Source organism: Pseudomonas sp. 20P_3.2_Bac5, from assembly GCF_025466035.1.
GTDB lineage: Bacteria > Pseudomonadota > Gammaproteobacteria > Pseudomonadales > Pseudomonadaceae > Aquipseudomonas.
Map to the genome: position 1 here is coordinate 1 of NZ_JANLOA010000092.1, position 12185 is coordinate 12185.

The 12185-nt window shown below is 63.3% G+C and carries 10 protein-coding genes; 4 read left to right on the plus strand and 6 right to left on the minus strand.

Annotation, left to right across the window (positions count from 1 at the left end; translation table 11 throughout):
• The first annotated feature begins 55 nt into the window (after nt 1–55).
• On the plus strand, nt 56–781 hold the full coding sequence (locus tag NTD88_RS16035) for a dienelactone hydrolase family protein (protein ID WP_095157102.1): 726 nt from the start codon (nt 56–58) through the stop codon (nt 779–781).
• Between the two features lie 44 nt (nt 782–825).
• Here NTD88_RS16035 and NTD88_RS16040 read toward each other — a convergent pair whose 3' ends face one another.
• Nucleotides 826–1686, minus strand: coding sequence for a pirin family protein (locus NTD88_RS16040; RefSeq protein WP_262156066.1), 861 nt, complete (start codon nt 1684–1686; stop codon nt 826–828).
• 106 nt (nt 1687–1792) lie between these two features.
• Here NTD88_RS16040 and NTD88_RS16045 point away from each other — a divergent pair, with 106 nt between their 5' ends.
• The 3 genes from NTD88_RS16045 to NTD88_RS16055 all read left to right on the plus strand — a co-directional run bounded on the left by NTD88_RS16045 (nt 1793) and on the right by NTD88_RS16055 (nt 5094).
• Nucleotides 1793–2797 carry an amidohydrolase family protein gene (locus NTD88_RS16045; protein WP_262156065.1) on the plus strand — a complete coding sequence of 335 codons (1005 nt, stop codon included), beginning with the start codon at nt 1793–1795 and terminating at the stop codon, nt 2795–2797.
• Nucleotides 2798–2866: 69 nt separating this feature from the next.
• Entirely contained in the window at nt 2867–3331 is a 465-nt protein-coding gene (locus tag NTD88_RS16050; RefSeq protein ID WP_095157105.1) for a DUF3859 domain-containing protein, read from the plus strand.
• Nucleotides 3332–3468: 137 nt separating this feature from the next.
• The gene (locus NTD88_RS16055; protein ID WP_262156064.1) at nt 3469–5094 is read left to right on the plus strand and encodes a methyl-accepting chemotaxis protein; all 1626 of its coding nucleotides are present in this window, start codon (nt 3469–3471) and stop codon (nt 5092–5094) included.
• A gap of 90 nt (nt 5095–5184) precedes the next feature.
• On the opposite strand, the gene fabB is transcribed toward NTD88_RS16055, so the two are convergent.
• The 5 genes from fabB to NTD88_RS16080 all read right to left on the minus strand — a co-directional run bounded on the left by fabB (nt 5185) and on the right by NTD88_RS16080 (nt 12096).
• Nucleotides 5185–6405: a beta-ketoacyl-ACP synthase I gene (gene fabB, locus NTD88_RS16060; RefSeq protein WP_095157107.1), complete on the minus strand. Its 1221-nt coding sequence runs from the start codon at nt 6403–6405 to the stop codon at nt 5185–5187.
• Between the two features lie 11 nt (nt 6406–6416).
• Nucleotides 6417–6932: a 3-hydroxyacyl-[acyl-carrier-protein] dehydratase FabA gene (gene fabA / locus NTD88_RS16065; RefSeq protein ID WP_095157108.1), complete on the minus strand. Its 516-nt coding sequence runs from the start codon at nt 6930–6932 to the stop codon at nt 6417–6419.
• 204 nt (nt 6933–7136) lie between these two features.
• Nucleotides 7137–9062 (minus strand): response regulator, encoded by a 1926-nt coding sequence (locus NTD88_RS16070; RefSeq protein ID WP_262156063.1) that lies wholly within the window; start codon nt 9060–9062, stop codon nt 7137–7139.
• Nucleotides 9059–9952, minus strand: coding sequence for an ABC transporter substrate-binding protein (locus NTD88_RS16075; RefSeq protein ID WP_095157110.1), 894 nt, complete (start codon nt 9950–9952; stop codon nt 9059–9061). The genes NTD88_RS16070 and NTD88_RS16075 overlap by 4 nt, the downstream gene beginning before the upstream one ends.
• Nucleotides 9952–12096 carry a TonB-dependent receptor plug domain-containing protein gene (locus NTD88_RS16080; RefSeq protein WP_410017284.1) on the minus strand — a complete coding sequence of 715 codons (2145 nt, stop codon included), beginning with the start codon at nt 12094–12096 and terminating at the stop codon, nt 9952–9954. The genes NTD88_RS16075 and NTD88_RS16080 overlap by 1 nt, the downstream gene beginning before the upstream one ends.
• Nucleotides 12097–12185: the final 89 nt, after the last annotated feature.

A 12185-nucleotide genomic window follows, 5' to 3' on the forward strand; every position in this document is an offset into this window, starting at 1 on the left:
TAACTGACAGGCGCTACGCTTCGGCGGGCTTTTTTCATGGTGCAAGGAGGATTGAATGAGCAAGGTGACAATCGAGTCGCTGGTTTACCACATCGCCGGCAAAGCCTATGAAAGCCGTCTGGTCTACACCCATGGCGCGTTGCAGCAGCCCGGGTTGGTGATGGCGCCGAACTGGATGGGTATCAGCGAAGGCGCCGAGCGCATCGCCAAGGCGGTGGCGGAGCAAGGTTATGTGGTGTTGATCGCCGACCTTTACGGTCAGTCGGTGCGCCCACAGAACGCTGATGAGGCGGGGGCGGCGATGATGCCGCTGAAAAGCGACCGTGCTGAGTTGCGCAAACGTATGCAGGGCGCCCTGGCTCAACTGCTTGGGCAGTCGAAGGCGGTGCTGACGCCCGGCAAGCTGGCGGCGTTCGGTTTCTGTTTCGGCGGTTGCTGCGCGCTGGAACTGGCCCGTGACGGCGCGCCACTGAGTGCTGCCGTGTCGTTCCACGGCACATTGGACACGCCGAACGCCGAGGATGCCCGCAACATCAAAGGCTCGGTGCTGGTGTTGCACGGTGCGTCGGATCCGCTGGTGCCACGCGAGCAGTTGCCGGCGTTCGAAGCGGAAATGAATGCTGCGGGTGTGGATTGGCAGTTGCTCAGCTACGGCGGCGCGGTGCATTCGTTCACTGACCCGGCAGCCAATGTGCCGGGCAAGATGAAATACGACGCGCGCACGTCAAAGCGGGCGTTCCAGGCGATGCACAACCTGCTGGACGAAGTGTTCAAGGCCTGACCTTATCGCTGCGGTTCGGCGTCCTGAACCGCAGCGATGCAGACTCAAGGCAGCTCGATTCTGCCAGTCTCCCCCTCGACCACCGGCCAATCCCCGGCCGCCCACCTTTCCCGGGCCTTATCGATCAGCGCCGGCTCACTCGCCACGAAATTCCAGTTCATCCGCCTTGGCCCATCCAGCGGCGCGCCGCCGAATACCACCAGATGGCTTTCGCTTTCGGCGTACAGGCTGGCTTCCTCTCCCTCCGGCAAGACCACCAGCGTGGTGGGCTCCAGCAGTTCATCGTTCAGTCGCACGTCCCCGGCCAGCACATACACTGCCCGCTGCTGGTGCTCGGTGGGCACGCACAGGGTCGTCGCCGCCTGCATCCGCACCTCGGCGTAAAGGGTGGGGGAAAGCACCGGCACCGGTGATTCAAGGCAGAAGCCTTTGCCCGCGATCATGCGGATCTTCACGCCCAGTGCTTCATTCACCGGCAGGCTGTCGGCCGTGTGATGGCTGTAGCGGCCAGCGCCTTGTTCCGCGGACTTCGGCGACGCCAGCCAGACTTGCAGCCCATGCATCCGCGAACCCGTTTCCAGCAACTCGGCCGGGGTGCGTTCGACGTGGGCGATGGCGGCGCCAGCGGTCATCCAGCTCACCTCGCCGGGCCTGACCCGCTGATACGAACCGAGGCTGTCCTTGTGCAGCAGTTCGCCTTCGAACAGGTAAGTCAGGGTCGACAGGCCGATATGCGGGTGCTGGCGGATATCCATGCCATGGCCCGGGGCGTAGGCGGTTTGCAGCATGTGATCGAAGAACACGAAGGGCCCGACGCTACGGCATTTTGCCGACGGCAGCGGGCGCAGGATGGGCTGGCCTTCCACCGACTCAGCGCGGGGACGGATTACCAGGGGCGAGGTCATGCGGGGCTCCAGGCCGAAACGGATGGACCTAGCATAGCCCGACCGCCGAACCCCGGGGAGAGGCCTGCTGTCTACCCTGTCCGAAGAATGGCAAAGGAGCGTGGGAATGCTCGCAAGACATCTGAGTGGATTCGTGCTGGCCGGGCTGCTGATCGCGGGGGCCGAAGCGCGCGAGTACCACTACAGTGATGCCCACCTGCATTACGTCGATTTCTTTCAGGAAAGCGAGGGCATGCCGGCACTGCTGGAGGCGATGGACAAGGCGCGGATCGACCAGGCGATGATCAGCGGCATTCCGGTGGCCAAGAAATGGCACGAAGACGAACCCAAGCGTCCGCGCTATTACGCGGGCGATGACGCCGATGCCTATTGGTACAGCGCCACGGATATCTACGTGGCGGCGGCGTTGCTGAAACTCAGTCCTGAGCAGCGCAAGCGCTTTCACCCGTTCCTGTCCGGCTTCAATCCGGTGGACAAGAATGCCGTGGCCCATATCGAGCGCATGCTGGAACTGCACCCCGGCCTCTGGCAGGGCATCGGCGAGGTGTTCACCCGGCACGACGACCTCACCGCGCTGACCAGCGGCGACACGCCACGGGCCAACAACGAGGCGATGACGCGGATCTACCACCTGGCCGCCGAGCAGGACATGCCGGTGCTGCTCCACTCCAACATCACCTCCAAGCGCGAGCGCAACCCGTTGTACCTCGCGGAAATCGAGGAGCCGCTGCGCAATCATCCGCACACGCGCTTCATCTGGGCCCATGCCGGCAGCAGCCTGGAGATCCATCGCCACCAGACGCGGATGGATTTTCTCCTGCCGACCCTGGAACGCCTGCTGGAGACCTATCCCAACCTTTATGTAGATCTGTCCTGGAGCGTCCTGCAACCGTATCTGCTGGATGAGCAGGGCACGCCTGACCGCCAGTGGCTGGCGCTGGTGGAGCGCTTTCCCGAGCGCTTCATGCTTGGCTCGGATGTGGTCGGACGTTTCGGCAGCCAGGGTGAACAATTGCACGGCTTTGACCCGTTTCTCGACGCGCTGCCTGAAGCTATCGCGCGCAAAGTCGCCCGGGACAACTTCCTTGCCGTGTTGCCGAAACCGCGTTGAGCGGGATTGTCATCAGCCTGTCATGCCCGAGTCATAGTCTGCCGCGATCCACTACAGAGGAAGCGCAGTATGTTGACTAGCCGTTTGAGCGCCCTGGTCGGGCTGATGTGCATCGCAGGCGTTGCCAGTGCCGAGGTGCGGGTGCAGGGACCGGTTGAATATGGCGTGTTCGAAACCAAGCTGCAAAACGCCCAGCCGGGCGAGCGGGTGCTGACCATGAACAGCCAGACCATCCAGTCGACAGATGAGGTTCCGGCCAAATTGGGCAGCAAATTTGGCATCCGCTACCGGCTGGAAGGCAAAACCGCAGAGGACACTCCGCTGACACTGCTGTACCTGACCCCCGGTATCGTCACCCCCGATGGCAAGCGCCACGACAAGTTCGAAGTGGTGCAGAAACTCGTGCCGGGCGCCGCGATGGACGTGATGGCCTATGAGTTTACCGAGCACCATGAGGCGGTTCCGGGCACCTGGCATTTCATGGTTTTCCAGGGCGATCGCTTGCTCGCGGAGAAGCAATTTACCGTCCGCTGAATTCCGTGCGGTGCTGCTCCGGCAATCACAAGGCGTTTTGATATCACCAATTCTTCTTACGCAAAAGTTCAACGGTCCGATACCGTCTAAGCATGTCGGCTGCAGACCTGAGCAGCGCTTGCGGAAGGAACCGTTCGATGAGTCTGAGAAGCTTGAACATAGCGCCCCGGGCTGGATTGGGATTCGGCCTGTTGGCGCTGTTGGTGGTTGCCTTGGGGGCATTCGCCTTGTCGCAGATGGCGAACATGCGCGAGCAGTCCGACCAGGTGGAAAGTAACTGGTTGCCCAGCGTGATCAACGTCGGGCAGATGTCCCAGGACATGCTGCGGGTGCGCGCCTTGACCTTGCGACTGTTGGTCAATCGCGACCCGGCGGCGCAGCAGCAGAACATTTCCCGCATCGAAACCCTCAAAGAGAATCTGGTCAAGGCGCAAAAGACCTACGACGCGCTGATCGTGCTGCCGGAGGAGCGCACGCTGTTCGACCGCTACCTTGACCAGCAGAAACAATACTTCGTCTTGCAGGCGCAGGTGATGAGCGAAGCGACCCAGGGACGGGTCGACGCGGCGGTGGAACTGGTCAATGGTGAGATGAACCAGTTGGCCGACCAACTGACCGCGACCCTCAATGAACTGATCGACCTCAATAACCACCACGCCAACCTTGCCACCGACAAGGCGCAGACGGTGTACGTCGGCGCGCGTTTCTGGGTGATTGTCCTGTTGGTGGGCGCGCTGGTACTGACCGTGGTACTGGCTCTGGTATTGACCCGCAGCATCGTTCATCCGCTGGCGCAATCGCTGCACGTGGCCGAGGTGGTTGCCACCGGCGACCTGACCCCGCAGATCACCATCAAGGGCAAGGATGAACCGGCGCGCTTGCTGGTGGCGCTCAAGACCATGCAGCAGAGCCTGCGCGACACCATCGGGCGGATCTCCGACTCGTCGAACCAACTGGCCTCGGCTTCCGAGGAACTCAGCGCGGTGACCGAGGACGCAACCCGGGGCCTTCAGCAGCAGACCCAGGAAATCGAGCAGGCGGCCACCGCGGTCAACCAGATGACCACCGCAGTGGAGGAGGTGGCCAGCAACGCCGTGGCGACCTCGGAGGCTTCGCAGGAGTCTGATCGCATCGCCCGTCAGGGACGTGAACAGGTGCGCCTGACCGTGGTGTCCATCGAGGAATTGGCGGCGGGCGTCAGCACCAACGCCGATGAAGTCGGGCAACTGGCGGAGCGGGTGCAGGGTATTTCCAAGGTGCTGGATGTGATCGGCTCGATTGCCGAGCAAACCAACCTGCTGGCGCTGAATGCCGCCATCGAGGCGGCGCGGGCTGGCGATGCCGGGCGCGGTTTCGCGGTGGTGGCCGACGAAGTGCGGGCGCTGGCCCATCGCACCCAGCAATCGACCCGGGAAATCGAGCAGATGATCGGCGGCATCCAGCAGGGCACCGACCGCGCGGTGGATGGCATGCAACAGACTCGCGAGCGGGCGCGGCACACGCTGGATGGGGCTCATGCCGCAGGAGAGGCGCTGGAGGAAATTGCCCTGGCGATCAGCCGGATCAACGAGCGTAACCTGGTGATCGCCAGCGCCTCCGAGCAGCAGGCCGCGGTGGCGCGGGAAGTGGATCGCAACCTGACCAATATCCGCGACCTGGCGTTGCAGAGTTCAGCGGGGGCCAGCCAGACGGTGGAGGCGAGCCAGGCGCTGTCGCAGTTGGCGGTGGAACTGAATGCGTTGGTGGGGCGGTTTTCGGTTTAGGGAGGGCTGATTGCAACCCCAAAATCCGGTCCTTAAAATGAAAAACGCCCCGAACCAGTCGGGGCGTTTTTCATGCAAGAGCCTCAGCCCTTACTTGCCTTCCCAGCGCTTGAGCACGAGGGTGGCGTTGGTGCCGCCGAAACCGAAGCTGTTGCTCATCACGGTATCGATCTTGGCGTTTTCGCGGGTTTCGCGCAGGACCGGCAGGTCGGCGACTTCCGGGTCCAGCTCGTCGATGTTGGCGGAGCCGGCAATGAACTTGCCTTCCATCATCAGCAGGCAGTAGATCGCTTCGTGAACGCCTGCGGCGCCCAGGGAGTGACCCGACAGGCTCTTGGTGGAGCTGATGGCCGGAGCCTTGTCGCCGAACACGTGACGCACACCTTTCATTTCCGCGACGTCGCCGACCGGGGTCGAGGTGCCGTGGGTGTTCAGGTAGTCGATTGGGGTGTCGACGGTGGACAGCGCCTGTTCCATGCAGCGGATCGCGCCTTCGCCGCTCGGGGCGACCATGTCGTAGCCATCGGAAGTGGCGCCGTAGCCGACGATTTCCGCGTAGATCTTGGCGCCGCGGGCCAGAGCGTGTTCCAGCTCTTCCACGACGACCATGCCGCCGCCGCCAGCGATGACGAAGCCGTCACGGTCGGCGTCGTAGGCGCGGGAGGCCAGTTCAGGGGTTTCGTTGCGTTTGGTGGACAGGGCGCCCATTGCGTCGAACAGGAACGACTGGCTCCAATGCTCTTCTTCACCGCCGCCGGCGAAGACGATGTCCTGCTTGCCCCACTGGATCTGCTCCATGGCGGTGCCGATGCAGTGTGCGGACGTCGCGCAGGCCGAGGAGATCGAGTAGTTGATGCCCTTGATCTTGAACGGAGTGGCCAGGCAAGCCGAAACGGTGCTGCCCATGGTGCGGGTGACGCGGTATGGGCCGACGCGCTTGACGCCTTTCTCGCGCAGGGTGTCCAGCGCTTCCATCTGGTTCAGGGTCGAAGCGCCGCCGGAGCCGGCAACCAGGCCGGTACGCGGGTTGGAAACCTGCTCTTCGGTCAGGCCGGAGTCCTTGATCGCGTCCTGCATCGCCAGGTAGGCGTAGGCAGCGGCGTGACCAACGAAGCGGTAGACCTTGCGGTCGATCAGTTCTTCGAGGTTCAGGTCGATGGAGCCGGAAACCTGGCTGCGCAGCCCCATTTCCTTGTATTCCGGGTTGAAACGGATGCCCGGACGGCTTTTACGCAGGTTTTCGGAGACGGTCTCTTTGTCATTGCCCAGGCAAGAAACGATGCCCAGACCTGTGATTACGACGCGGCGCATGCGAATAACCCTTAGAAATTTTCAGTGGAAGTGAATACACCGACGCGAAGGCCTTCGGCGGTGTAGATCTCGCGACCGTCAACGCTGACCGAACCATCGGCGATGGCCATGTTCAGCTTGCCCTTCAGGACGCGCTTGATATGGATGTTGTAGGTAACCTTCTTCGCCGTCGGCAGGACCTGGCCGAAGAACTTCACTTCGCCCGAGCCCAGCGCACGGCCGCGGCCCGGCAGACCTTGCCAGCCGAGGAAGAAGCCGACCAGTTGCCACATGGCGTCGAGGCCCAGGCAGCCCGGCATTACCGGATCGCCTTCGAAGTGGCAGGCGAAGAACCACAGGTCCGGAGTGATATCCAGCTCGGCGACCAACTCACCTTTGCCGTACTTGCCACCCTCTTCGCTGATGTGGGTAATGCGATCCACCATCAGCATGTTGGGGGCGGGCAGTTGCGCGTTACCTGGGCCGAACAGCTCACCGCGACTGCAGCGCAGCAGGTCTTCCCGAGTAAAGGCGTTTTGTTTGGTCATGCGAGCTCCTCAATAGTCCCCGTGCGGCAAGGGGCGAATCTTCCCGACCGACCCAGACCTTTCGGCCTTGGGCGGTAGCCTACCCATAGACTATTGCGTTGTAGTGAAAGTCACAGCACAAGGGACGAAGATGTACACTTGTGCACTGAAATTTTTCCGACAGACCTTTCTTAGGCCACTTCCGGCCTCTAAGACTGCCGCAATTTAGCATTTATCGCCAGTCACGACTGCCTGACCGGGCAGCCAACGCTGCAGAATCTGCTGTAGATCATTACGTTTGAACGGCTTTGTCAGGTAGTCGTTCATTCCCGCCTCCAGGCAGCGTTCCCGATCACCCTGCAAGGCATTGGCCGTCAGGGCGATGATCGGCAGGTCACGACCCTGCGGCATCTGGCGGATTCGCCGGGTAGCTTCGTAGCCATCGACGATCGGCAGCCGGCAATCCATCAGCACCGCGGCGAACGGCTGCCGTGCCACCAGGCTGATGGCCTGGGCCCCATCCCCCGCAATACAGACCTCGAAGCCCAGGCTGCGGAGCATGGCCTGAATCACCGTCTGGTTCACCGGATTGTCTTCCACCAACAGTATCGGCTGCCCCTCGGCGGTGTCCGGCGTCGTGTTGTTCGCGATGGCCAGCAGCGCCGGGCGCGTCTGCAGGGTCAGCGGCATTTCCAGGGTGAAGGTCGAGCCCACGCCCACGCGGCTTTCGGCACGCAGGCTGCCGCCCATGCGTTCGGCCAGGTTACGGGCGATGGACAGGCCCAGTCCGGTGCCGCCGTAGCGACGGGAAATCGAGCTGTCGGCCTGTTGGAAAGCGACGAACATGGTTTCCAGGCGCGAATTGTCGATGCCGATGCCGGTGTCGCGCACGGCGCAGGTGAACCAGATCAGTTGCCGGTCGAGGATCTGCCAGCGCGGAATGACCTGCACGCGGCCCGCTTCGGTGAACTTGAGGGCGTTGCCGATCAGGTTGACCAGCACCTGGCGGATACGGGTCGGGTCGCCGCTCACCTGGAGCGGTTCCATGCTCTCCGGCATTTCCAGCTCCAGCGTCAGGTTACGCTGCTGGGCGGTGTGCAGGAACGACTGCACGCTGTTGCCGATCAGTTCGGCGAGGTTGAAGTCGATGTGCTCCAGCTCCAGCGCAGTGCGTTCGATGCGGGAGAAGTCGAGGATGTCGTTGATGACCTTGAGCAAGTGCCCGGTGGACTCGCTGGCGACGCTGGTGTAGTCGGCCTGTTCGTCGCTCAATTCGGTGGTTTGCAGCAGTTGCAGCATGCCCAGCACGCCGTTCATCGGGGTGCGCAGTTCGTGGCTCATCATCGCCAGGAATTCCGACTTGGCCTTGTTCGCCTGCTCGGCTTCTTCGCGCGCCTGGGTCATTTGCGCCATGGCTTGTTCCTGCTCGCGGGAGGCCTGGGCCAGGCCGCTGGCGAGGTTGTTGATGTGCCGGGCCAGGTGCCCCAGTTCGCTGTCGTCGACCTCTGGCAGCGGGGTGTTGAAGTCGCCTTTCTGGATCGCCTTGACCGCATGCCCCATGTCGCGGATCGGCTCCGACAGGCTGCGCGCCAGGCGCCGGGCCAGAAGGAAGGTAAAGAGCAGGGCGAACAGGGCGAGGATCCCGGCCTTGATCACGATCTCCTGCTGGCGCTGGCTGAAGGCGTCATTGGACATGCCGACGATCACCCGGCCCAGGTAATCGTCCGCGATGATGCTCGGCGGTTCTTCACCTTCTTGCAGGAAGTCGGCGTCGAGGTTGATCCGTTGCAGGCGGATCGGTGCCTGGAACACTTCGACCTGCTGGGCGCGGTTGACGTGCTCATCGGGCTGCTCGACGTACACCAGGATGTGATTGGCGTTGTCCTGCACTTCGAGGAAGCGCACATGGGGAATAGTCAGGGTGGCGCGCATCAGGCTTTCCAGCACTTCGTCGTTGCCGGCGATCACGCCGTATTCCGAGGCCGGTGCCAACTGGTTGGCGATCAACTGACCGGTGTGGTTCAACTCCTGACGCAGGTCCTGGATACGCACAAAGGTGAAAAAACTGATCAGCAGCAGCGTCAGCACCAGGGCCGGGCCGAGGCTGATGATCTGGGTGCGGGTGCTGATGTCCCAACTCACGGCTTTCATCGGGTGGATTCTCCTGCGGCGACGGCCTGGCTGGCGGCATCAGGGTCGATTGCCTCGACGCCCAGGGCCCGGGCGACCTGCTGGTTGCCGTAAACGCTGAAATATTCCGGGTAATGCGTGCGCGGCCATTGGTCCGCGGGCTTGTCGAGCAGGTGGTCGAGCACCGCGAGCCAATCGTTCTGGTCGCTGTAAGTACTGGCCAGGGCGCCGGCGCGGACGAAGCCGGCGTTGGGACCGATCAGCGCCATCTGCCGGGCGTAGCTGCTGAGCAGCAGGTTTTTCGCGGTCTTCGGGTTGTAGAGCTGCGGATCGTCCAGGCCGAGCAGGACATCGGTGTCTTTCAGCAGGACTTGCAAGGGCCGGTTGTCCTTCAGGTCGGGCCAGTACTGTGCGTCGATTTCGAGGCCCAATGGCCGGGCCGCGCGGCGCAGTTCGTCGAGCAGAAAATGGCTGTGGTCGCTGTAGAGCACGCCCACCCGCCGCGCTTGCGGCAGCAGGTAGCGGATCAATTGCAACTGGCGAGGTAGCGGCGGGTCGCTCCACAACAGGCTGAGGTAGGGCGGGCGCAGATTGCCCAGGCGTTGATCGGCCTGGACCCGGCTGATGCGCAAGACCAGCGCCGGCGGGCCGGCCGGCTCGCGCAGGCGCCAGTCCAGCGCGGGCGGATCAAGGAGGACAAGCCGGATGCCGGGCTTTAACTGGCCGGGGGCGGGCAGTTGGGTGACCGGGACAAAACGCACGGTGTCCGCCGGACGTCGCGCGGCCAGCGCTTCGACGAAGTCGCGCACGCTGTCGTTGTCTTGAGCGCCGGTGAGAAGAATTTCGCCGGCAGAGAGCGATGTCAGGGGCCATAACAGGACCAGGAGCAGGCAGCGCCGCAACAGGCGCATCAGAACTCCAGCTCCGCGCTGAAATACAGCAGGTGCCGGCTGTCGTAGCGGTTGTCGGCCTTGGTGGTGGGCTCATCGTCAAGGCGCTGCTGCACGGTGCCGGCCAGCTCCAGGCTGGCGTGGGACAGGACGAAACGCTTGGCCACGCGCAGGTCGACCCGCTCGAAACGGTATTGGTTCAGTGCATCGTCCCCGTAATAGAAGAGGGCGCTCGACCAGCCCCTTCCCCAATCATGCATCCAGCCGGCCGAACCGCTATTGCTGGCGGTCAGGCGCTGGTCGTCGGGGTTGCTGGCCTCGGCGTCGACGTAAGCGTAGGTCAGGCGCAAGCGGTCGACGGCGCTCAGGCGCCAGTCCAGTTGGGTTTCGCTGCCGGTGAAGCGGGCGTTGTTGCTGTTGCTGGCGATGTATTGGTTGTTGCGCAGCGGCTCGCTGATCATCCCGCTGATTTCGTCATGGAACAGCTTGAAGTCGACGCTCAGGTCCAGCGCGGCGAAATAGCCGTTGTAGCCCAGCTCCCGCGAGCGCATGCGTTCCTGGTCGAGGTTGCCGGGGCCGCGGGTCTTGACGAAGTACTCGCCGGTGCCCTGGCCGAGGGCGAGGGGATTGAGGTTGGTGACCCGGTAGCTCCAGTTGACGTTGTTCTCGAACATGTCCGCCGAGCGCACGGCCTCGGAGTACACCGCGCGCAGGCCGTGGCGCGGAGTGATCAGGTAGTTGACCGCCACGCGCGGGGTCAGTGAGTCGCCCGCCAGCCTTGAGGACTCGTACATCGCGCCGCCCTGGACGATCCAGTGCTCGTCGGCGCGCCATTCGAGCTGGCCGAACAGGCGCCAGGTCTGGTCGTCCAGGCTGCCATTGAAGTAGGTCTGCGAGTCGGCGCGGTCGTAGCGGTAATTGACCCCGCTGAGCAGGCGCAGGTTGTCGGTGAGGCTGAGGGTGTCCTGGAGTTCCAGGTCGTAGCGGGTCTCGCGGGTGCTCTGGTCGATGTTGCCGCAGACCGGCTGTTTGCCGCCGTTTTCCCACTGTTGCTTGACGATGCCGGCCAGGCGTTGCTCTTCGCCGGTGCCTTTCGGAATCGGGGCGGTGATGTTGCGCGCCAGTTGCTCGGTGTAGTTGGGGTTCAACTGCCAGAGCTGGGTGAGTTCGTGGCTGAAGGAAATCGCCGCATCGCAGGCGCGCCAGACCTGCTGGCGGTCCCAGTGCTGGGCCGAGCCCTGCACGTAAAGGCTGTGTTGCGGGCTGAAATCGATGTTCCAGCGCAGCGAGCCGGCGTAGTCCTTGGCATTGACGTCGGAATTGTCGCCGTTGTCGGTGATGCCATAGAACACCGGCTTGTAGGTGTATGGCCGCTGGTCGCTGCCTTCCTTGGCCGAGAGTTGCCAGTCCAGGCTCTGGCTCGCGTCCAGGGTGTGGCTGGCGCTGATGTTGAAGCGGGTCAGGCGGCGGCTGTCGCGGTAGTCCGCACCGAACAGGTTCTGGTCGAAGCCGTCGTCCTGCATGCCGGACAGCGAGAGGCGCAGGTCGCCGCCGTCCCAGCCCACGCCCTGGCTGGCGTAGAAATCATCGATGCCGCGTTGGCCGCGGGTGATCTTGAGGCGCGTGCCATGGCTGTCGGCCGGGCTGCGGGTGAGGATGTTGACCACCGCCATCAGCGCGTTGGCGCCGTAGCTGACGGTGTTGGGGCCACGGAACACTTCGATGCGCTCGATGTCTTCCATAGCCAGCGGAATGTCGCTCCAGTCCACGGTCGACAGGCCCGCGCGGTACACCGAGCGGCCATCGATCAGCACTTGCATGCGCCGGGCGTCGTTGACGTTGCTGCCGTGGTAATTGACCGTCGGCTGGTTGCCGGCGCCGTAGCCGATCATCATCCCCGGCACCAGCCGCAGCAGTTCGGGGATATCACGGGCGCCGCTGGCCTTGATCAGTTCGCTGTCGAGCACGGTCATGCTGCCGGGCACCGCAGCCGGGGATTGCTTGAGGCGGGTGGCGGTCAGCACCTGCGGCATTGCCTGGCTGTCGACGAACAGGTCGTCGGCCACGGCGGGGCCGCCGAGCAGGGCGGCCAGCAGCAGATAAGGGTGCGAAGGGCGAGGGCCAGAGGACACAAGGCGGCCTTGATCGAAAAGACAAGCGGGCATGTTAACCGACCGCCCGGCATTTTCCAGTGATCTGGCGCTGGTCGCGGCGCTCCGTATAATGCTGGCTTCGCCACTTTTTATGGTTTTAA

Bases quoted from the DNA above. Each gene is read 5' to 3' on its own strand.
- fabB (WP_095157107.1), bottom strand. From the start codon at position 6,405: ATGCGCCGCGTCGTAATCACAGGTCTGGGCATCGTTTCTTGCCTGGGC.
- NTD88_RS16050 (WP_095157105.1), top strand. From the start codon at position 2,867: ATGTTGACTAGCCGTTTGAGCGCCCTGGTCGGGCTGATGTGCATCGCA.
- NTD88_RS16040 (WP_262156066.1), bottom strand. From the start codon at position 1,686: ATGACCTCGCCCCTGGTAATCCGTCCCCGCGCTGAGTCGGTGGAAGGC.
- fabA (WP_095157108.1), bottom strand. From the start codon at position 6,932: ATGACCAAACAAAACGCCTTTACTCGGGAAGACCTGCTGCGCTGCAGT.
- NTD88_RS16070 (WP_262156063.1), bottom strand. From the start codon at position 9,062: ATGAAAGCCGTGAGTTGGGACATCAGCACCCGCACCCAGATCATCAGC.
- NTD88_RS16075 (WP_095157110.1), bottom strand. From the start codon at position 9,952: ATGCGCCTGTTGCGGCGCTGCCTGCTCCTGGTCCTGTTATGGCCCCTG.
- NTD88_RS16080 (WP_410017284.1), bottom strand. From the start codon at position 12,096: ATGCCCGCTTGTCTTTTCGATCAAGGCCGCCTTGTGTCCTCTGGCCCT.
- NTD88_RS16035 (WP_095157102.1), top strand. From the start codon at position 56: ATGAGCAAGGTGACAATCGAGTCGCTGGTTTACCACATCGCCGGCAAA.
- NTD88_RS16055 (WP_262156064.1), top strand. From the start codon at position 3,469: ATGAGTCTGAGAAGCTTGAACATAGCGCCCCGGGCTGGATTGGGATTC.
- NTD88_RS16045 (WP_262156065.1), top strand. From the start codon at position 1,793: ATGCTCGCAAGACATCTGAGTGGATTCGTGCTGGCCGGGCTGCTGATC.